This window comes from Aeromonas salmonicida subsp. salmonicida (assembly GCF_001643305.1).
GTDB classification, from domain to species: Bacteria; Pseudomonadota; Gammaproteobacteria; order Enterobacterales; family Aeromonadaceae; genus Aeromonas; species Aeromonas salmonicida.
In genome coordinates, this window is record NZ_LSGW01000069.1 from 60,220 (window position 1) to 81,630 (window position 21,411).

The 21,411-nt window shown below is 60.1% G+C and carries 16 protein-coding genes and 1 tRNA gene; 13 read left to right on the plus strand and 4 right to left on the minus strand.

Going from position 1 to position 21,411, the window contains the following annotated elements:
• Window positions 1–123: 123 nt before the first annotated feature.
• From AXW79_RS11855 to AXW79_RS11880, 6 genes are all read left to right on the plus strand, one after another.
• Window positions 124–199: transfer RNA gene (locus AXW79_RS11855), tRNA-Asn, on the plus strand.
• A 773-nt stretch (window positions 200–972) separates the two neighbouring features.
• The gene (locus tag AXW79_RS11860) at window positions 973–2,658 is read left to right on the plus strand and encodes an aspartate:alanine antiporter (protein ID WP_011898784.1); all 1,686 of its coding nucleotides are present in this window, start codon (window positions 973–975) and stop codon (window positions 2,656–2,658) included.
• A 294-nt stretch (window positions 2,659–2,952) separates the two neighbouring features.
• Complete coding sequence (locus AXW79_RS11865; protein WP_017412734.1) at window positions 2,953–4,470, plus strand: MltF family protein; 1,518 nt, start codon at window positions 2,953–2,955, stop codon at window positions 4,468–4,470.
• Between the two features lie 240 nt (window positions 4,471–4,710).
• Entirely contained in the window at window positions 4,711–5,676 is a 966-nt protein-coding gene (locus AXW79_RS11870; protein ID WP_005310983.1) for a tripartite tricarboxylate transporter substrate binding protein, read from the plus strand.
• Window positions 5,677–5,718: 42 nt separating this feature from the next.
• On the plus strand, window positions 5,719–6,180 hold the full coding sequence (locus AXW79_RS11875) for a tripartite tricarboxylate transporter TctB family protein (protein ID WP_005310981.1): 462 nt from the start codon (window positions 5,719–5,721) through the stop codon (window positions 6,178–6,180).
• A 9-nt stretch (window positions 6,181–6,189) separates the two neighbouring features.
• On the plus strand, window positions 6,190–7,722 hold the full coding sequence (locus tag AXW79_RS11880) for a tripartite tricarboxylate transporter permease (protein ID WP_005310980.1): 1,533 nt from the start codon (window positions 6,190–6,192) through the stop codon (window positions 7,720–7,722).
• A gap of 81 nt (window positions 7,723–7,803) precedes the next feature.
• Here the strand turns inward: AXW79_RS11880 and AXW79_RS11885 are convergent, their stop codons facing one another.
• The 4 genes from AXW79_RS11885 to AXW79_RS11900 all read right to left on the minus strand — a co-directional run bounded on the left by AXW79_RS11885 (window position 7,804) and on the right by AXW79_RS11900 (window position 13,040).
• Window positions 7,804–8,475, minus strand: a complete 672-nt coding sequence (locus AXW79_RS11885) for a response regulator (RefSeq protein WP_005310978.1) — start codon at window positions 8,473–8,475, stop codon at window positions 7,804–7,806.
• Entirely contained in the window at window positions 8,476–10,059 is a 1,584-nt protein-coding gene (locus AXW79_RS11890) for an ATP-binding protein (protein WP_005310976.1), read from the minus strand.
• Complete coding sequence (locus AXW79_RS11895; RefSeq protein ID WP_005310974.1) at window positions 10,056–11,267, minus strand: ROK family protein; 1,212 nt, start codon at window positions 11,265–11,267, stop codon at window positions 10,056–10,058. The genes AXW79_RS11890 and AXW79_RS11895 overlap by 4 nt, the downstream gene beginning before the upstream one ends.
• Before the next feature lie 105 nt (window positions 11,268–11,372).
• A complete protein-coding gene (locus tag AXW79_RS11900) occupies window positions 11,373–13,040 on the minus strand; it encodes a methyl-accepting chemotaxis protein (RefSeq protein WP_005310971.1) in 1,668 nt (555 codons plus the stop codon).
• A 130-nt stretch (window positions 13,041–13,170) separates the two neighbouring features.
• Here AXW79_RS11900 and AXW79_RS11905 point away from each other — a divergent pair, with 130 nt between their 5' ends.
• The 7 genes from AXW79_RS11905 (at window position 13,171) to AXW79_RS11935 (ending at window position 21,408) form a co-directional block, all read left to right on the plus strand.
• Window positions 13,171–13,626, plus strand: coding sequence for a YchJ family protein (locus AXW79_RS11905; protein WP_011898786.1), 456 nt, complete (start codon window positions 13,171–13,173; stop codon window positions 13,624–13,626).
• A 210-nt stretch (window positions 13,627–13,836) separates the two neighbouring features.
• Window positions 13,837–15,531 (plus strand): anaerobic glycerol-3-phosphate dehydrogenase subunit A, encoded by a 1,695-nt coding sequence (glpA, locus tag AXW79_RS11910; protein WP_011898787.1) that lies wholly within the window; start codon window positions 13,837–13,839, stop codon window positions 15,529–15,531.
• Window positions 15,528–16,808 (plus strand): glycerol-3-phosphate dehydrogenase subunit GlpB, encoded by a 1,281-nt coding sequence (glpB, locus tag AXW79_RS11915; RefSeq protein ID WP_005310964.1) that lies wholly within the window; start codon window positions 15,528–15,530, stop codon window positions 16,806–16,808. Before glpA ends, glpB begins: the two co-directional genes overlap by 4 nt.
• 51 nt (window positions 16,809–16,859) lie before the next feature.
• On the plus strand, window positions 16,860–18,062 hold the full coding sequence (gene glpC / locus AXW79_RS11920) for an anaerobic glycerol-3-phosphate dehydrogenase subunit GlpC (RefSeq protein ID WP_005310962.1): 1,203 nt from the start codon (window positions 16,860–16,862) through the stop codon (window positions 18,060–18,062).
• A gap of 576 nt (window positions 18,063–18,638) precedes the next feature.
• Window positions 18,639–20,081, plus strand: coding sequence for an ammonia-forming nitrite reductase cytochrome c552 subunit (nrfA, locus tag AXW79_RS11925; RefSeq protein ID WP_005310960.1), 1,443 nt, complete (start codon window positions 18,639–18,641; stop codon window positions 20,079–20,081).
• A 53-nt stretch (window positions 20,082–20,134) separates the two neighbouring features.
• Entirely contained in the window at window positions 20,135–20,731 is a 597-nt protein-coding gene (nrfB, locus tag AXW79_RS11930) for a cytochrome c nitrite reductase pentaheme subunit (RefSeq protein ID WP_011898789.1), read from the plus strand.
• The gene (locus AXW79_RS11935) at window positions 20,728–21,408 is read left to right on the plus strand and encodes a 4Fe-4S dicluster domain-containing protein (protein ID WP_005310956.1); all 681 of its coding nucleotides are present in this window, start codon (window positions 20,728–20,730) and stop codon (window positions 21,406–21,408) included. The genes nrfB and AXW79_RS11935 overlap by 4 nt, the downstream gene beginning before the upstream one ends.
• The last annotated feature ends 3 nt before the right edge of the window (window positions 21,409–21,411 follow it).

Consider the following 21,411-nt stretch of genomic DNA (forward strand, 5'->3'; position numbering starts at 1 on the left):
GGCAAAAAACGGCAAGGAAGAAGTGTACTCCGAGTTGGGGTAGCCTGGGTATCCACTCTCCTGCCCAAGCGGCTATTGACCTCAAAAAGCGACCTCTGTATGATGCCCCTCCTTGCCTGATGTTCCCCCGTAGTTCAGTCGGTAGAACGGCGGACTGTTAATCCGTATGTCACTGGTTCAAGTCCAGTCGGGGGAGCCAATTCCTCACCATCTCGGTGCAAGTTATCCACTTTAGTGCTTTCCTCTGCCGATTTTAATGCACAAGCCGCTCACTGCGGTGACATCCCCCATTTTTCTCCTTGTCCATGCCAGCAGCGTTTTGTTCTGTTGCATCTAACTATCTGATTTTTATAGAAACATTTTTCTTCCGGTATTTTTTGAACAGCCCTTGCAACCCAGTATTGGCGCGGCCTACAGCCTGATCGCCAAGTTTCACACACAGGGTTATCCACAGAATCTGTGGGTAAGTCAGTCAAACCCAGTCACTGCCTAGCTTGGCAGGCCATTGCCATCGACCGGCTCCGATTTCTCTTCCCAACCTCATTTTCTGCTGTTTTTGAGTGCCCCCCTAAATGGGTCGACACTCCGGCCATCAGATGCCTTTTCCAGATATCTTTTCGCTATCCCGCGAACACTGGGTCAGCATCCGTACCTGCCCCTTGAACCGGTTCCTGGCTCAACCCCCGCTCTTCAGTCAGATATGCTGAAAAACTATGAAATGACTCTCCCAAACAGCAGGGAATAAATTTTCAAGCAGGTCATGCGGACAAGGATCACAGATAGCAGGAATCACTAATTGACAGCGGGGCAGACAGCGCGAAATAGAGCGGATCTTCCTGGTTGCCCCGTGTTTTCCCTCAACCAAGGGGCAACCAGGCAGCTTGCTACCGATTAATCCTCCTTTGGCGCTTCTTTATTGGTAAGGGATCCGGCACAATGTCGGCCCCACTTTTTTCCTCGGTTTTTCCGGGCATGACCATAGATTTCGTGACACTGTTACATCAAAGCGACTCCCTGCTGCTGTTCGTGGTACTGGCCTTCGGCCTGTTGCTCGGCAAAGTCAGGCTCGGCAATTTCCAGATTGGCAACACCATAGGCGTGCTGTTTACCGCCCTGCTGTTCGGCCAGATGGGTTTCGAGTTCACCGCCACCACGGAGAACGTCGGCTTCATGCTGTTCATTTTCTGCGTGGGGATAGAGGCGGGGCCGCACTTTTTCAGCGTCTTCCTGCGGGACGGCATTCACTACATCACCCTCACTCTGGTGATCCTGCTGACGGCGTTGCTGCTGACAGTGGGGCTGGCCAAGTTCTTCAACCTAGGGCCAGGCATGGCCGCCGGGATCCTGGCGGGCTCGCTCACCTCAACCCCGGCCCTGGTTGGTGCGCAGGATGCCCTGCGCAGCGGCCTGCTCAACCTGCCTCACAAGACAGACATGCAGTCCGTGCTCGACAACATGGGCATTGGCTATGCGCTGACCTATCTGGTCGGCCTGGTAGGCCTGATGCTGGTGGTGCGCTACCTGCCTTCACTGGCTAGGCTGGATTTGAGCACAGAAGCGCAGAAGATCGCCCGTGAACGTGGACTGTCGGACAACGAAAGCCGCAAAACCTACCTCCCCATCATCCGTGCCTATCGGGTCGGCCCCGAGTTGGCAGCCTGGATTGGTGGTCGTACTCTGCGGGAAACCGGTATCTATCCCCATACCGGCTGCTATGTGGAGCGGATCCGCCGCAACGGCATACTGGCGAGCCCGGATGGTGATGCCGTCATCCAGGAGGGGGATGAGATCGCCCTGGTAGGCTATCCGGAAAGCCACGAGAAACTCGACGTCAATTACCGTAACGGTAAAGAGGTGTTCGACCGCAACCTGCTGGACCTTCAGATAGTTACCGAAGAGATAGTGGTGAAAAACGATGGGGTAGTCGGGCGCCATCTGGTGGAGCTCAACCTCACCGAGAAGGGCTGCTTCCTCAACCGGGTAGTACGTTCCCAGATAGAGATGCCGTTTGATCGCAACATCATGCTGCAAAAGGGTGACGTGCTGCAGATCAGCGGCGAGAAGCAGCGGGTCAAGCTGCTGGCCAACAAGATCGGCTTCATCAGTATCCACAGCCAGACCACGGATCTGGTCGCCTTCACGACCTTCTTCGTGCTGGGCCTGCTGATCGGCTCCGTCTCCCTGGTATTTGGCCAGCTCGAGTTTGGTCTGGGCAACGCCGTCGGCCTGCTGCTGGCAGGGATCCTGATGGGCTACCTGCGCGCCAACCACCCCACAGTCGGCTATGTGCCGCCCGGGGCATTGCGTCTGGCCAAGGATCTGGGGCTTGCCGTCTTCATGGTGAGCACGGGTCTGAAAGCCGGTGGCGGCATTCTGGATCACCTGAGCCAGGTCGGTGCCGTGGTGCTCTTCTCCGGCATGCTGGTGACCACCTTGCCGGTACTGGTGGGCTATCTGTTCGGGGTCTGGGTGTTGAAGATGAACCCGGCACTGCTGCTGGGCGCCATCACGGGTGCCCGCACCTGCGCCCCGGCCATGGACGTGGTGAACGAAGCGGCCAACAGCTCCATTCCGGCGCTTGGTTATGCGGGCACCTATGCGGTTGCCAACGTCATGTTGACCCTGGCGGGGTCCTTCATCATCGGCTTCTGGTTCTAACGCCACATCGGATTTGCTGCAAATAGAAGGGGAGCCGTTATGGCTCCCCTTCTATATTTCAATTTCACGGCTTCCCCATTCCCTGTCCCCTGACAGATACCGCAACATCTCGTGCCTGCAGCCATCCGCATCACACCTCTGCCCCAACAGGCATTCTTGACTATCTCGAACGAGACGGCTGCGGCACCACAAAATAGAGCCAATGGTGCTATCTGACACGTTGCACCAAACTCAATGAGCTAAGTAGCCCCTTGCCTGCCACTTACACTCAATGAAAAGGGTGAGGTACTCATCATGAAAAGGTTATGGATCATTCTGGGCTGGATGCTGTGCTGCCTGGCGCCAGCCACGGCGGCTGAACAGACGGCAGCGCCCGACGAAGTACCAGCGTCCCTGGCATTTAGCGCAGAGGAACTGTCCCGCCCTCGGTTGGGTGACCTCGATGACATGCTGGCGCGACGCACCATCCGGGTGCTCACCACCTACAACAAGACCGGCTACTTCATCAACAAGGGGGTCCAACGGGGCGTAACCTACGACGCTTTCATGCAGGTAGAAAAACGGCTCAACGATCAGCTGCGCAAACAGAAGGCCATCAAGCGCCACCTCAAGCTGCAGTTCGTCTTCATTCCGGTTGCCCGTGAGGCCCTGCTGCAAGCCCTGATCGACGGCAAAGGTGACATAGCGGCAGCCAACCTGACCATCACGGATCAGCGCAAAAAGCAGGGCGTGGCGTTTACCAATCCCTTATTGGAAAACGTGCGGGAACTGCTGATCTCGGGGCCTCACTCACCCAGGGTGGAGAGTGTCGCCGAACTCGGCGGCCAAACTGTCCATGTGCGCCCCTCTTCAAGTTACTTCGAGAGCCTCATCGCCTATAACCAGGCCCGCAAAGCCGCGGGAGAGCCGCTCATCGACATCAAGCCGGCACCGGAATCTCTGGAAGATGAGGATCTGGTGGAGATGGTCAATGCTGGCCTGCTGCCCTTCATCGTCATGGATGAGCACAAGGCTCGTTTCTGGAAGAAGATTTTTCCCGCCATCCAGATCCACGAACAACCCGCATTCCGTGAAGGGGGGGTCATCGCCTGGGCGGTACGCAAGGAGAGTCCCAAGTTGCTCGCCATGCTCAACGAGCAGATAGCAGCCCAACGGGGCAAGGCCACAGGAGAGGACATCCTGGCCCGTTACCTCAAGCAGAACAAATTCGTCAAGAGCGCTGCCGCCGAGACTGAGCGCAAGAAATTCCTGCAGCTGGTAGATCTGTTTCGCCAGTATGGCGATCGTTTCGATGTGGACTGGCTGCTGATCGCGGCTCAGGGCTATCAGGAGTCGGCACTCAACCACAAGGCGCGCAGCCCAGTCGGTGCCATCGGCATCATGCAGATCATGCCCGCCACCGGCAAAGGTCTGAAGGTAGGCGACATTCGCCAGCTCGAACCCAACATCCACGGAGGCGTCAAATACATGCGCTGGATGATCGATCACTACTACGCCGACGAGCCCATGACGGCCCTCGACAAGGCCTTGTTTTCATTTGCTTCCTACAATGCCGGCCCTGCACGGGTGGCACGACTGCGGACAGAGGCCAAGAAACGGGGACTGGATCCCAACATCTGGTTTCATAACGTCGAGTATGTGGCGGCCGAGAAAATAGGGCCAGAAACAGTGACCTACGTGGGCAACATCTACAAGTACTACATCGCCTACAAGCTGGTGATGGAGCAGCTGCAGCTCAAACAGCAGGCCACTGAAACCATCAAACAGCAGGAGACCATCGGTGACAAGGTTTCCTCCGCGACAAAAACATAGCGGCGACCAAGCCGCTGCCAGCACGAACCAGGCTCCCCACTTTTTACGCGGTGAGCCTGATGTTTTTTACCTCCAGCTCCTTGCCAACGCGACATCAGGCCATCTTGAAACAACAAAGCGTCTGCTCATGACCAAAATGCACAAAATGACCAGAACAGCCTTAATAGCCATTACGGTCAGATTATTCTCCAATCAGACACGATTAATTAACCTCCTTGCAACAATCACAAGAAGTACATCATGTTGCAAGGAACCCTCAAGCGCACCCTGCTCTGCTGCCTGCTTGGCGCCAGCCTCGGCGTACAGGCCAAAATAGATGAAATCCACTTTCTGGTCACGGGCGGGGCCGGCGGTGGTTGGGACAACACGGCCCGGGGTACCGGCGAGGCGCTGACCAAGTCCGGCCTCATCACCACCGCCTCCTATCAGAACATCTCGGCCGGTGGTGGCGCCAAGGCCATCGCCCACCTGATCGAGACCTCGGCCCAGTCCGACAAGACGCTGATGGTCAACTCCACCCCCATCATCGTCAAATCCCTCTCCAAGGAGTTGCCGCAGTCCTTCCGGGATCTCACGCCGGTCGCCGCCATTATTGCCGATTATCAGGCACTGGCCGTACCGCTGGACTCGCCATATCAGGATTGGTCCCAACTGTTGGCGGCCTATGAAGCCAACCCTGCCAAGGTGAAGATAGCCGGCGGATCCGCCCGTGGCAGCCTGGATCATCTGGTGGCGGCCATGACCTTCAAGAATGGAGGGGCAGATGCCAGCAAGCTGCGCTATGTGGCCTATGATGCGGGCGGCAGCGCCATGGCGGCAGTGCTGGCGGGAGAGACACAGGTGCTCTCCACCGGTTTTGGCGAAGCAATGGAGGCGGTCAAATCCGGCCAGATGCGGATCCTCGGTGTCACGGCACCCGAGCGGATGCCGGATGCCAGCCAGATCCCGACCTTTAGTGAGCAAGGCAATCCGACTGTCTTTGCCAACTGGCGTGGCTACTTTGCCTCCCCCACTGTCAGTGCGCAAAAATCCGCCGAGTTTGCCGCCCTGCTCAAGCAGATGTATGACAAGCCGGAGTGGGAAGTGGTCCGCGCCCGCAACAGCTGGACCAATCTCTACCAGTCTGGTCCCGAATTCACCGCCTTTCTCAACAGCCAGGAGCAGCAAATCGGCAGCCTGATGCGTGAGCTCGGCTTCATCAAATAATCCCTCAGTGGCGGGCGAGGCCCGCCCATTGGAGTCACCGTTATGCACATGACCAAGGAGCGGCTCGGGGGGCTGCTGTTTTTGCTGCTCTCCCTCGCCTATGGCTATCACGCCACCCTGATCCCCGGTTATCCCGGGGACGAGTATGAACCCTTTACCGCCAGCACCTTGCCCTATGCCCTGTCAGGCGTCGGCGCCCTGCTCTCCCTGCTGCTGATCTGTTTCCCTGGCGGAGAGAGACTGCATAAGGAAGCCGGTAACTGGCGGCTGGTATTTGCCTTGCTGCTGCTGATGCTGATCTATGGGGTGGCCCTCGGCTGGCTCGGCTTTGTCATCGCCACCATCCTGTTCCTCATCGGCGGGATCCGCTTGATGGGCGAGCGGAGCCTCTCCTTCGCCTGCAAGGTGAGTGTGCCCCTCACCCTCATTTTCTGGGCTCTGTTGACCAAGGTGCTCAACGTCTACCTCGAACCGGGTCGGCTGTTCACCTACTTGCTGGGATAAGGAAATCACATGTTAGACGGAATCTTGCAAGGCCTGGGCACCGCCATGATGCCCATCAACATCTTCATGGTGATAGTAGGCTGCTTCGTCGGCACCTTCATCGGCATGCTGCCGGGGCTGGGCCCGGTCACCGCCATCGCCCTGATGATCCCCATCACCTACGGGCTGGATCCGGCTTCCGGCATCATATTGATGGCCGGGGTCTACTACGGCTCCATGTTCGGTGGATCCACCTCCTCCATTCTGATCAACACACCGGGTTGCTCGGCCAGCATGATCACCGCCATCGACGGCTATCCCATGGCCTGCAAGGGCCAGGCCGGCAAGGCCCTGGCCATCGCGGCCTACGCCTCCTTCACCGGCGGCACTCTGTCGGCCATCTTCCTGATGGTGGCGGCACCGCTGCTCGCCAAGGTGTCCCTCTCCTTCCAGTCGGCGGACTACTTCGCCCTCATGGTACTGGGACTCTCCGCCGTGGCCGCCTTCGCCGGCAAGGGACAGGTACTCAAGGCGCTGATCATGGCGCTGTTTGGCATCATGCTCTCCACCGTCGGCATCGATCGCAGCGTTGGGGTGGACAGGTTCACCTTCGGCCTGCCGGACTTGCGCGATGGCTTCTCCTTCCTGCTGCTGGCCATGGCCACCTTCGCCCTGGCGGAGATCCTGATGACGGTGCTGCGCCCGGGCAAGGACACCAGCAAGGAGGAGGTGAGCAAGATCCAGCAGCTCGGCTCCCTCAAGCTGAGCAAGACCGAGGTAAAAGAGATAGCGCCGCCCATAGTGCGCTCCTCTGTGCTGGGCTTTCTCATCGGCGTGCTGCCGGGGGCCGGTGCCACCATCGCCTCCTTCATGGCCTATGGTGCCGAGCGCAACTTCGCCAGCAAGCGCAGGCAGGAGGAGTTCGGCAAGGGCAGCCTGACCGGCGTAGCCGCGCCGGAAGCGGCCAACAATGCGGCTTCCAGTGGTGCCTTCGTGCCCCTGCTGACTCTGGGGATCCCGGGCTCGGGCACCACGGCACTGATGCTGGGGGCGCTCATCGCCTATGGCATTCAGCCGGGCCCTCGCCTCTTCATGGAGCACCCAGACGTCTTCTGGTCGGTGATCATCTCCATGTATCTGGGCAACGTGGTACTGCTGATCCTCAACCTGCCGCTTATTCCCTATCTGGCAAAGATCCTGCAAGTACCGCGTCCCGTGCTCATTCCCATGGTATTGCTGTTCTCGCTGATCGGGGTCTACCTGGTCTCTTTCAACACCATGGACATCTATGTGATGGCGCTGGTGGCGCTGATCGCCATCGGGCTGCGCCTGCTGGACTTCCCCATGGCTCCCATGCTGCTCGGCTTCATTCTGGGTGGTATGCTGGAGGACAACCTGCGCCGGGCCCTGGTCATCAACGACGGCTCCCTGAGTTTTCTGTGGGAGCGTCCCATCACCCTCGGCTTCACACTGGTCACCCTGGTGATGCTGCTGTTGCCAATCTGGCAGTGGTGGCAGGCTCGCAGGGCGCCAGTGGAAACGCTGCACTCGGAGCTGACCTGATCACCATGAGCTTGCAATGTAAAAGAGCGCCCAAAGGCGCTCTTTTTATGACATCAAAGATGGGTGTAACATGCTGATGCGTCAGTGTTGGCGCTTCTGTATTGCCTGATAGCGGCGCTCCGGCCGCCCGACGGTGCCATATTCCAGCTCAGGGCTCGCCAGCTGCTGGCCCACCAGAAACTCCAGATAACGGCGCGCCGTGGTGCGGCTCACCCCCACCCGGTTACCTATCTCCTCGGCACTGGCTCCCACCCCCGTCAGCGCCGCCAATACCCGTTGCAGGGTAAGCGCGTCTATCCCTTTGGGCAGGCCGCCGGCCGCCACCTGCTGCAGCGGAGTACCGAACAGGGCATCCACCGCCTGCTGATCGATGTCAGCCAGCGCGGCGCGGCTCTGACAATAGTTATCAAGCGTATCCCGCAATCGTTCGAACACCACGGGTTTGAGAATGAAGTCCACCACCCCGAGCCGCATCGCCTCTTGCAGTGCCGCCGCCTCCCGCGCGGCAGTGAGCAGGATGACATCCAGACAGGCCCCTGCCTGACGCAGTTCACGCAGCAGGGCAAAACCCTCTCCGTCGGGCAACCACACATCCAGCAACACCAGATCGGGTTTGAGGATGCCAATCTGCTCTCTGGCATCGAACAGGGTGAGCGTCACCCCAAGCACCTCGAAGCCCGCCAGCCGCTGAACGAAGCGGCGGTGGATCTCGGCGATGGCCGGATCATCTTCGACGATCAGGATCTTGATCACTCACACCTCCTTGGGAATGTAACAGACGACGCAACTTCCCTGCGTCGTGGCTTCTATGGTGATGGTCCCCTGCAGGGCATCCAGCGTCTTGCGCACCAGAGCAAGGCCGATACCGTGACCGGGCTCGACCTTGCTGCTGACCCCGCGCTCGAACAACCTGTCTGCCAGGGCAGGATCTATGCCGCCGGCTCCGTCCTCCACCTCCAGGATGAGATCCTGGCCGAGATCGCTCAACGAGACCCGGATCGGCTGGTAAGGCGCACCGTGGCGACGGGTCGCCTCGAAGGCATTGTCGATGAGATTGCCCAGCAGTGTCACCAGCTGGGAACCGCTCACACGAAGAGGGATGTCGTGCAGACGAGAATCTGGGTCCACCACCAACACCAGCCCCAGCTCGTGGGCCCTGTGATACTTGCCAAGCAACAGCCCTGCCACCTTGGGCTTGGCAATGGCCCCCATCAAGAAGCTGAGCAGGGTTTGCTCGGTAGCAGCTTCCCGTCCGATGAAGGCGAGCGCCTCCTGGGTAGCACCCAGTTCTATCATGCCGGCTATGGTGCCGAGCTGGTTGTTGTGTTCGTGGGTCTGTACCCGCAACAGGTCACTGTATGCCTGTACCTGGGAGAGCTGGGCGCTGAGCTCGGCCAGCTCATCCTTGCGCCGAAAACTCGACACGGCGCCGATCAGCTTGCCGTCCCGCACCAGCGGCAACCGGTTGACGATGAGCTGCTGGCCATTGAGCACTATCTCTTCGTCATACTGGGGGCGCGGATCCTGAATGAGGGAGAGCATGCGGCTTTCAGGCAACAGTTGGGTGACGGGTTGGCCGATGGCCGCCCTGGCAGCCTGCTCATCGAGGCGCAGCAGCCGGATGCCGTTCGGGTTGAGGGAGGTAAGTCGGCCTTGCTCATCTATGGTGAGGATCCCCTCGCGTACGGTGCGCAGGGTGCAATCCAGCTCGGCATAGAGGCGCCCGATCTGCTCGGGTTCGAACCCGAGAATCGCCCGCTTGTAGCGCCGCGCCAGCCAGGCGGCAGCAGCGCTGTTGAGCAAGACGATAATCAGGGTCATCGCCAGACCAAAGCGCAGAAAATCCTGTAGATCTGCGTCTATGTCGCGCACCAGATAACCGACCGACACCACGCCGATGACCTGTCCCATCTCGTTGCGGATCGGCCCCTTGCCGCGCACCGAGACACCGAGCGACCCCTGGGCACGGGAAATATAGGCTTCTCCTTGCAAGGCTCGGGCAGGATCGTCCCCCACCATGGGCTGGCCGATGCGATCCGCATTGGGGTGCACCAGCCGCCTCGCCTTGCTGTCACCGATAACGATGTAACTGGCGCCGACTTCGGCGCGGATCCGCTCAACCAGCACATTGAGCCGGGCTGTGTCCCCCCGCTTCACCCCGGCAATGACGCCGGGCTCACGGGCCACCAGCCGCGCCACGTCAAGGGCCTGATCGCCTACCTCCTGGTAGCGCTGCTCGGAAACGTAGTAGTAACTGGCCCCGCTCAGCAACACCAGTTGCAGCAGACTGACCAGACAGAGCATGAGCAGGAAGCGTCCTTGCAACCCGAGCGTCATGCCTCCTTGTCGCCTCGCAACAAGTCGAGCAGCAGGCTGCCATCGCGCAGGGCCTTGTGCACCTGTACCGAGGTGGGCTTGGTGGGATCTTCGTAGAAATGGGTGGATTCGATCTGCAGCCGCACCAGGTATTCGGCCGGCAACTGGCTGGCCAGAGACTGGTGCAGCATGGGGAACAGCAGCCGATCGGCGCGGGTTATTTCCCCCCCCAGCAGCAGCTTGCCCGGATTGAGCAGACAGATGAGGTTGGAGAGCACCCGGGAGAGACGACCGGCCGCCTGATGGAGAATGTCCTGACACAGGCTGTTGCCCGCCAACGCCAGCTCGCACAACTCGCGGATGGTGACACTCTCCGGCAAATCATACTCCTGCATGCGCTCGCGCAGATCCCGGTATTGTGCCTCCAGCGCCTGATTGGTCACCAGGGTGCAGGCGCAACCAAAGCCGCCGCAGTAGCAGCGCTGGCCGTAGGGTTCGAGCTGCAGGTGGCTGAGATCGCCGAGCAGGGCTGACTCGCTCTCGATGAGCTGACCGTTGACCACCATGCCGACACCTATGTCGTTGTGGACGAACACCAGCACAGCATCGGCACAATTTTTGGCGGCGCCCCATTCACGCTCAGCCTGGATCCAGGTGCGCACATCGCCACTGACCAGCACGGGTACCGCGAACGCCTGTTGCAGGGTCGGACCAAGTGGCCAGTTGCGCAGATCATAGAAGGGGAAGTGTTTCACCATGCCGGAGTGACGCTCCACCTGCCCGGGCAGACAGAGGGCGATACAGGCAAGGCGCAACGCCTTCTTTGGCAGGAAACCCTCAATGGCTCGCACCAGACTGGCCAGCAGATCGGCACGTTCCGCTTCGCTGAAAGTATGACGATGACGGGCGAGAGAGCGACCGGCCAGATCGAACAGGGCCATGTCCACATAGCCACGGCCGAGGCGCATGGAGAGAAACTGGAAGCGGCGTTCGTTGATGCGCAGCAGGGTCTGACGGCGACCACGCCCCACCGAGCTTTCACCACAGGTCACCACCAGACCGCCATCGAGCCGTTCACGGGTGATCTTGGTGATGCTGGCCGGAGAGAGGCCGGTCAAACGGGACAGATCGGTACGGGACAGCTCCTTGTGCTCCTCCAGGCTGGCGTAGACCAGGCCATAGTTGAGCTGACGGATCAAATCGATACTGCCTTTCACGATCTCATTCATAGGGTACGGGTTAACGAAAGGAACGGATGGCGGCAATTTTCCCACATTCTCTGCCGATCCCCAAATTTGCCGTCTGGAAATGACATCCAGACGGCAAAAATGCGATCAATAACGGAATTGGGAGACGAGTTTACGCAATTTGTCACCCGTGCTGGCCAGGTCGCGGGTGGTGCTGTTGGACTCCACAGCCGCATCGGTCAGCTCGCTGACGATCTGCTGGATGGCCACCAGGTTCTTGTTGATCTCCTCCGACACCGCATGCTGCTCCTCGGCGGCGGTGGCAATCTGGATATTCATGTCGTTGATGGTGCTGACCGCCATCACCATGCTGTCGAGGGAGGTGGCGATATGGCTTGCCTCCTGTACCGTCTCCTGGCTGCGCTCCTCGCTGGCCTGCATCAAGTCTACCGCCTGTTTGACGCCGCTTTGCAGCCGTTGAAGCATCTCGTTGATCTCCTTGGTGCTCTGCTGGGTTCGGCCCGCCAGGGAGCGCACCTCGTCTGCAACGACCGCAAAGCCGCGCCCCTGCTCACCGGCCCGGGCTGCTTCGATGGCGGCGTTGAGCGCCAGCAGGTTGGTCTGCTCTGCAATGCCGCGAATGACCTCCACTACAGAACCAATCTTGCCGGTTTCATGGGCCAGCTGCTCGATGACCCCGGAGGCGGTATGCACCTCCCCCACCAGCCGGTTGATGCTGTTGATGGCGGTGCCCACCACGCCACGGGCAGCATCGGACTCCCGTGCCGCGTCACTGGTGGCCGTCGCCGCGTTGGAGGCACTGGCCGCCACTTCCTGTGCGGTGGAGCTCATCTCGGTCACTGCGGTGACCACCTGATCCGTCTCTCTGCTGTGGCCCTGCATCTGATGATCATAGTGTTCGCTCAAACTGTGCAACTTCTCCACGGCACTGAACAGATGATTGCTGGTTTCCCCCACCTGGCTCACCACCGACTGGATCCGCTCGACGAAGCGGTTGAACGCCGTGGCCAGCTGGCCAATTTCATCATTGCTCTGCACCTTGAGGCGCTGGGTCAAATCCCCCTCATCGTCTGCGATGTCATTAAGTGCCTGAACGGCATCTGCCAGCGGTCGGGTAACCCGGTTGCCTATCACCACTGTCGCCACCAGGGTGATGCCCAGTATCACCAGAATGAGCAATACACTGCTCTGCAGGGAGTCGTGCATGTTGTTCTCGCGCTCGGTGCGCAGCGCCGCCAGCTCGTTGTCGATGTCGTCGATATAAAAGCCGGTGCCGATAATCCACTCATATTTGTCGAGCACCAGGTTGAAGGAGAGCTTGGGCGCATCCCGCCCGATAGAAGGCTTGGCGGTCCAGTATTCGGAGAAACCATCTCCCTGACGGGCGGCTTTGACGATCTCCTGGATCAGCAGCTTGCCCTTGGCATCCTTGTCCTGCCAACGGTTCTTGCCCTCCATCTCGGGACGGGTCGGCAACAAGACGGTATTGCCCTGAAAGTCGTAAACGAAGAAATAGCCATCGCTGCTGTAGCGCAGCGGCCGCAATATTTCGGCTACCTGCTTGCGCACTTCCGGGGTATCTGGCTGGTTGTAGACAGTGTCGACAGCCGTCTTGGCGAGCATCAGATAGCTGCTGAGCAGTGCCTTCCGCTCCTTGATCGCATTCTCACGCGCAACGATCAGATCGGCTTCAAGATCGCTCTTGGAGATCATGTAATTGCTGAGGTTGACTACCAGAGCCATCAGGAGCACGGGGACGGCTCCCAACAACAGAATTTTCTGTTTTAGCGTCATTTTTCACATCCTTGCTGCTGTTTTTATTGGTGTTCCGTTCCTACCTGACCAGTATAGGATGCTGGTCGACGTGGACCCGCTTTCGCTACAATCCCCGCACCTTTATCTATCGACCCTGATGGGCTGACACATGAACAAATGTCCTTGCGGTTCCACTCTTTCTCTCGAACTGTGCTGCGGATCACTGCACCAGGGGGCCGAAGCCCGCACACCGGAGCAGCTGATGCGCTCCCGTTACAGTGCCTTCGTGCTGGGGCTGGGCGACTATCTGATACACAGCTGGCACCCTGATCATCTGGGTGGGTTGACGGCAGATCAACTCTCCCAGACCGACACCCGCTGGGACGGGTTGGATATCCTCGCCGCTCAGGGTGGTCCGCTGGACGACACCGGCATGGTAGAATTCAAGGCCTGGTTCCGGGAGGGAGATGAACGCCACTGCCTGCATGAGCGTTCCCGCTTCGTGCGCCATCAAGGGCGCTGGGTCTATGCCGATGGCGAGCAGGATCCGGCACCGCTGCAGGCAGGGCGCAACGACCCCTGCCCCTGTGGCAGCGGCAAAAAGTTCAAGAAGTGCTGCGGTTAAAGGCTCGACCATCCAGCTTTTGGGGCGCTCGGCGCCCTTTTTCTTTGTTCGCCGGTGACGCCTGCGGCTGTCTCTTGTGACTCCCGTCACATAATGCTCATATCCTTGTCATTTATGCGCGTTTACGAACATTAATTTGGCCCATATCAAACATTTCATCCCATGAGTAAGGGACACTGTTCCCATCTGGAAGAGATGAGACGGGCAAGAATGAAAAGAATAACCACACAAGTCGTCATCATAGGGGGTGGCGCAACCGGAGCCGGCATCATGCGCGATTGCGCACTGCGCGGCATCGACTGCATCCTGCTGGAGCGCGATGACATCGCCGCCGGCACCACGGGCCGCAACCACGGTTTGCTCCACTCTGGCGCCCGCTATGCGGTGACGGATCCGGAATCCGCCCGCGAGTGCATTCAGGAAAACCGCATCCTCAAGCGGATCGCCAGCCACTGCGTCGAGGACACGGGCGGTCTCTTCGTCACCCTGCCGGAAGATGACATCAATTTTCAAAAAACCTTTATGGATGCCTGCGCCCTGGCGGGTATAGATACACGCCAGCTGGATCCGGCCGATGCGCTGCGCCTCGAGCCCAACGTCAACCCGGCCCTGATAGGGGCTATTCAAGTACCGGACGGCACTGTGGATCCTTTCCGCCTCGCCGCCGCCAACGTACTGGATGCCAAGGAACACGGCGCGCGCATTTTCACCCACAGCAAGGTGCTGGGGCTGCTGCGCAATCAGGACAGAGTCTATGGCGTCAAGGCCATCAACACCCGCACCGGTGAAGCCTTCGAAGTGGAGGCCCAGGAGGTGGTGAACGCTGCCGGGATCTGGGGCCAACAGATCTGCGAGTACGCCGATCTCGGCATCCGCATGTTCCCGGCCAAGGGTTCGTTGCTCATCATGGATTACCGCATCAACCAGATGGTGCTCAACCGCGCTCGCAAACCTGCGGATGCGGACATACTGGTGCCTGGCGATACCATCTCCCTCATCGGCACCACTTCAAGCCGCATCGACTATCACAAGATTGATCAGCTCACCGTGGATCCGGACGAGGTGGAGGTGCTGCTGCGTGAGGGGATCAAGCTCGCCCCCATCATGGCCCGCACCCGTCTGCTGCGCGCCTACGCCGGGGTTCGCCCCCTGGTGGCGGTGGATGGCGACGAGACCGGCCGCAACATCAGCCGCGGCATAGTGCTGCTGGATCATGCCGAGCGCGATGGGCTACAGGGCTTCAATACCATCACCGGCGGCAAGCTGATGACCTACCGGCTGATGGCCGAGTGGGCCACCGACCTTATCGCCAGGAAGATAGGCAACACCAAGCCGTGCCGCACCGCCGAACTCAGCCTGCCCGGCTCGCGGGATCCGGAGAAAGTGTCCGCCCCCGGTCTGTCGGCCCCGGCAGAAGGCTCGGCCCAGTATCGCCACGGCGAGCGGGTCATCGCCTTCTTTCGTGACAACCCCAAGGCCAACGCCCTCATCTGCGAATGCGAGATGGTGACAGCCGGCGAAATCGAATACGCCCTGCGGGAGCTCGACGTGGACAACCTGGTGGATCTGCGCCGCCGCACGCGCCTCGGCATGGGCCCCTGTCAGGGAGAGCTGTGCGCCTACCGGGCCGCCGGTCTGATGCAGGAGTATGGCAAGGCCGATGGCCGCGAAGCCTGTGTCATGTTGCGCCAGTTCCTGGAAGAACGTTACAAGGGTACCCGCCCCGTGCTGTGGGGCGATGCCCTGCGGGAAGCGGAGTTTACCTACTGGATTTATGAAGGGCTGTTTGGTCTGGGAGAGTGGACTGCGCCCCATCTGGTGGCCGAGCCCCCCTTTCCCCTCGACCCTGTGACCAGGACAGAGGATCACAGCCAGGCCACATTGACTCAAGGAGTGCAGTCATGAAATTTGACAGTATCGTGATAGGTGGCGGCATGGCGGGTCTCTCGGCGGCGCTGCGCCTCGCCGAAGCGGGTCAGAAGACGCTGCTGATGGCCTCTGGCCAGAGTGCCCTGCACTTCTCTTCCGGCTCCATCGACCTGCTCGAGAGCGAGGGGGATCCCCGCGCTGCCCTGCCCGCCTTCATGGCGGAGCACCCGGATCACCCTTACAGCAAAGTAGGCCTGACCAACATAGAGGCGAGCCTTGCCGATCTGCAGCGCCACTGCCACGAGCAGGGGCTGCCCCTGTTTCGCCAGGAAACCAACCACCAGCGGCTGACCCCCATAGGCACCCTGAAATCCACCTGGCTGTCGCCCCACACCTGCGCCTGCCAGACGGATGCGCCGGCTCCCGATGCCATCTTGCTGGCGACCCTGGAAGGGTTTCGCGACTTTCACCCGGCGCTCGCGGCCGCCAATCTGGCGACCCATCCGCGCTTCGCCCACTGTCGCATCATGACAGGGGAAATTCGCCTGCCCCAGCTCGCCGAGTTCAGCCGTAATCCCCACGAGTTTCGCTCCGCCGACATAGCCCGCCTGTTTGACAAACAAAAGGGCGACCAGCCCGATCTGCTGGCAGATCTGGCCCGCGAGATCTGCCGCATGGTGCACGAGAGCAGCGATCCTGGCTGCCGCCATGTGGTGCTGCCCGCCTGCCTGTCACTGGGGCTGGTCGGCCCCCGTCTGGCGGAACTGGAAAAACGCACCGGCTGCACCATCAAGGAGGTGGCGACCATGCCGCCGTCACTCATCGGCATGCGGATGCAAGAGGCGCTCAAGCGTCGCTTCCAGGCCCTGGGCGGTACCTTCCTCACCAGCGAGCGAGTGCTTGGCGCCCGTTACGAGGGGGACAAGGTGCTCGGTGTACACAGCCAGAACGGCGACGATCAGCTGTTTGAAGCAGATCATTTCGTGCTCGCCTCCGGCAGCTTCTTCAGCCGCGGCCTCGAATCCCGTCTGCGCGGTATTCGCGAGCCCATCTTCAATGCCGATGTGTTGAGTCTGGAGGAGCGCGATGCCTGGGCCGGTCGCCGCCTGTTCGACCACCACCCCTTCATGGGCTTCGGGGTCAAGACCGACGACAAGCTCAGAGTGATGCGCGGCGGCAAACCGCTCACCAACCTCTATGGCGCGGGCAGCGTGCTGGCTCACTATGACCCCATCAAAGAGGGCTCCGGATCCGGCGTCGCCGTTGCCACCGGCTGGCAGGCCGCCGGCCATATTCTGGGCGCGGCCCAATGATTACTTCGTCCCATATCCCGTGTCTTCATCATCGCCGGGAGGAGAACTGACATGCTACTGGATCACGCCAACCAAACTTTCGATCAGTGCATCAAATGCACCGTCTGCACCGCCTACTGCCCTGTGGCCAAGGCCAACCCCGCCTACCCCGGCCCCAAACAGGCGGGCCCGGATGGCGAGCGGCTGCGGATCAAGAGCCCGGAGCTGTTCGACAGCGCTCTCAAATACTGTACCAACTGCAAGCGCTGTGAAGTCGCCTGCCCGAGCGGCGTGCGCATCGGCGACATCATCGCCAAGGCCAAAGACAAGTACAGCGGCTTCAAACCCGGGATCCGCGAGTTCGTGCTCTCCCACACCGACCTGATGGGCAGCATGTCCACCCTGATGGCCCCCGTGGTCAACTTCACCACCGGCCTCAAGCCCATGAAGCTGGTGCTGGACAAGGCGCTGGGAGTCTCCTCCCACCGCGATCTGCCCAAATACTCTCAGGGCACCTTCCGCGGCTGGTACAAGAAGCAGAAAGCCAGCCAGGCCCAATATCAGCGCCAGATAGCCTATTTCCACGGCTGCTACGTCAACTACAACCACCCGCAGCTCGGCAAGGAGCTGGTGCAGGTGCTCAACGCCATGAACATAGGCGTGCAGTTGCTGGAGCGGGAGAAGTGCTGCGGCGTACCGCTGATTGCCAACGGCTTCATGGACAAGGCCAAGCAGCAGGCGGCCTTCAACATCAAGCAGCTTGAGAACACGCTGCTGGGCAACGAGATGCCGCTGCTGGCCACCTCCTCCACCTGCGGCTTCACCCTGCGGGACGAATACCCCCACCTGCTGGAGCAGGACAATCACAAGGTGCGGGATCGCATCTCACTGGTGACCCGCTTCCTGTGGAACGAGTTTTACAAGGGCAACAAACCGGCCATGAAGCCGCTGGACCTGCACATCGCCTACCATACCCCTTGCCACATGGAGAAAATGGGCGGCGTCATCTATACCCTCGAATTGCTGCGCGCCATTCCCGGGGTCAAGGTGACGGTACTGGAGTCCCAGTGCTGCGGCATCGCCGGCACCTACGGTTTCAAGTCCGAGAACTACGAGACCAGCCAGGCCATAGGCGAAGGGTTGTTTGATCAGATAAACCGCCTCAAGCCTGATCTGGTCATCACGGACTGCGAGACCTGCAAGTGGCAGATCGAGATGAGTACAGAGTTTCGCTGTGAACATCCCGTCCATCTGCTGGCCCAGGCCCTGGTCTGATCGCAGATCACCCAGACAGACACGCAACGAGCCGGCCCATGCCGGCTCTTTCATTTCAGCAAGTTCATCAAACGTACCCGGTGCAAATAAACTGCCGCGAATGACAGGCAGAGGCGAGATGATTGAATCTGGTTCTCCTGTGCCTCTCACCGGGTTCAGAACCCACCCAAATACAGAATAAATATTCACCGCCAAATCTATACCCATAAATAGATAAGTCACATGCTCGATTTCAAGCCAACCCTTGCCACATCAGGTATGCCAACCAACATTGCCAACAAGGTGCAACGACATGCTGGCAAAGCGCGTCAATAAGTTGAGTTTTCTCATTATTTAACCGGGATCTCATTTCCGGCACTTGCTCCCCCAGGCAATTGATCTAGCGCAAGCTCAGTCCTGATAAATCATCATCCATTTTACCCATTTGGTAATATCCAACCCGAGCAATCGCATATTACATGGGTTTTATTCACTAATAACAATTAATCGGCCTGCCTGCTCCTGCCTAGTGCGGGGGCTGATGCCCACATCCAGGATGGAACGGTCAGGCTTGGCAATGAGATCGATTCGGGAGTGATGATCGTGAGTTCACACAACAGACTGACCAGACTGGGCCTCGCCGCCCTGCTGCTTACCACCTGCTTTGGCGCCAGCGGCTTGGCACAGGCCGATGAGGCAACCCCCAAGGGCAAGATAGAGGCACGCAGCGAGCTGTTCGCCAAGGATCACGTCGACCAGTTCAGCAGCTGGAAAGGCACCAGCGAGAGCGCGACGCGCACCGATGCCCTGGCCGAAGATCCGCAGATGGTGGTGCTCTGGGGGGGTTATCCCTTCTCCAAGGATTACAACAAGCCCCGCGGCCATTTCTATGCCCTGACCGACGTACGGGAAACCCTGCGCACCGGCGCTCCCAAGACCGCCGAGGATGGCCCCCTGCCCATGGCCTGCTGGAGCTGCAAAGGCCCGGATGTGGCCCGCGTCATCGATGAAAAAGGCGAAGATGGCTACTTCAAGGGCATGTGGGCCAAGGGTGGGTCGGAAATAGTCAACACCATAGGCTGCGCCGACTGCCACGACACGGCGTCGAAAGAGTTCAAGGAGGGCAAACCCGCCCTGCACCTCTCCCGTCCCTATGCCGACCGCGCCATGACCGCCATCGGCAAGCCGTTCAAAGAGCAGGGACGTTTCGATCAGCAATCCCAGGTGTGTGGCCAGTGTCACGTGGAGTACTACTTCAGCGGCCCCACCAAGGCGGTGAAATTCCCCTGGGACAAGGGCACCACGGTTGAGCAGATGGAGCAGTACTACGACGAGATTGGTTTCGCCGACTGGACCCACGCCCTCTCCAAGACCCCCATGCTCAAGGCCCAGCACCCTGAATACGAGACCTGGCGCGCAGGCATTCACGGCCAGAACAACGTCGCCTGTGTCGACTGTCACATGCCCAAGGTGCAAAACGAGCAGGGCAAGGTCTACACGGATCACAAGGTCGGCAACCCCTTCGATCGCTTCGAGCAGACCTGCCGCAACTGCCATACCCAGGGCAAGGAGATGCTGCAAGGCATAGTCCAGCAGCGCAAGGATGCGGTGACCGAGATCAAGTTGAAGGTCGAGAAGCAGCTGGTGCACGCCCACTTCGAGGCCAAGGCGGCCTGGGATGCAGGCGCCACCGAGGCGCAGATGAAAGACATACTGCAAGACATCCGTCACGCCCAATGGCGCTGGGACTTCTCCATCGCTTCCCACGGGGTGCAGATGCACGCCCCGGAAGTGGCACTGCGCATGCTGGGTACAGCTCTGGATAAAGCCGCCGATGCCCGCACCAAGCTGGCACGCCTCTTGGCGACCAAGGGGATAAGTCACGAGATCGCCCTGCCGGACATCTCCACCAAGGAGAAGGCGCAAGCCGCCCTTGGCATGGATATGAAACAGATGAACTCAGACAAGGCCCAGTTCCTCAAGACCACAGTTCCCGCCTGGGATGCCGAGGCCAAGGCGGCCGGACGGCTGGCACAGTAACGGCGACTGCGGGCCCGGCCCCAAGTCGGGCCCGCAGCTGATGGAGGCTTCCTATGGGTGATTTAACAATGGATTTTTTACGACTGATGCTGATGGCAGCCATGCTGCTCACCAGCCTGCAGGGACAGGCGGGCGACGCCGCGATCGCGCCCGCTGCCATGCCCGCGACGCATGAAGTTGAGTTTTTACGCAGCCCCGACAAGGCCTGCACCGACTGCCACAAGGAGCAGGCAAGCGGCATGCACGGCAAACATGGCCAGACAACCAACCCCAACAACCTGGCGCCGGTCACCTGCACCAACTGCCACGGCCAGCCCTCCCCCCAGCACAGGGAAGGGGTCAAGGATGTGATGCGGTTCAGTGACAGCTTCAACCCTCCGCAAGGCAAGGAAGCTTACCCCATCGCCGAGCAGAACGGGGTCTGCATGAGCTGCCACGAACCCAAGCCATTGCGCGAGGCGCTTTGGGCCCACGACGTGCACGCCACCAGGCTCACCTGCACCAGCTGTCATGCACTGCACCCGGCCAAGGAGCCCATGGTGGGCATACCGGAAAAGTCCCGCATCAAGCTCTGCGTCGACTGCCATAGCAAGCAGCATGAGGCCAAGGCAACCGCTCAGCAGGCGAGCGTGAGCAAGGAGGCACCATGAGCTGCTCTCGTCGTGACTTTATGGCGGGCATGAGCGCGGGGGCGCTGATCATGATGGCGGGCCCCGTGCGTGCCAGCGCGGCCATCCTCTCCCACAGCCAGACCATAGACGGGGTACGCTACGGCATGATCCATGACGAGGCGGCCTGCATCGGCTGTACCGCCTGCATGGATGCCTGCCGGGAGGTGAATCAGGTACCGGAAGGGGTCTCGCGGCTCGAGATCATCCGCTCCGACCCCATAGGCACATTCCCCGATGCCGAGTACCACTTCTTTCGCAAGTCCTGCCAGCACTGCGACAACGCCCCCTGCGTGCATGTCTGCCCGACCGGTGCCTCCCATATCAGAGCGGAAGATGGCATCGTCGATGTGGACCCGGACCTCTGTGTCGGTTGCATGTATTGTCTGGCCGCCTGTCCCTATCAGGTGCGCTTTATCAACCCTGTGACCAAGGTCGCCGACAAGTGTGATTTTTGCCGCAAGACCAACCTGGCCCAGGGCAAGGAGCCGGCCTGCGTGGCCTCCTGCCCCACCAGGGCGCTGGTGTTCGGCAATCTGGATGATCCCGATAGCCCCATCGCCAAACGGCTGGTGAAGGAGACCACCTATCGCTACAAGCAGGCGCTCGGCACCTCGCCCAAGATGTACCGTGTGCCCAAAGGGGAGATAACCTCATGACCA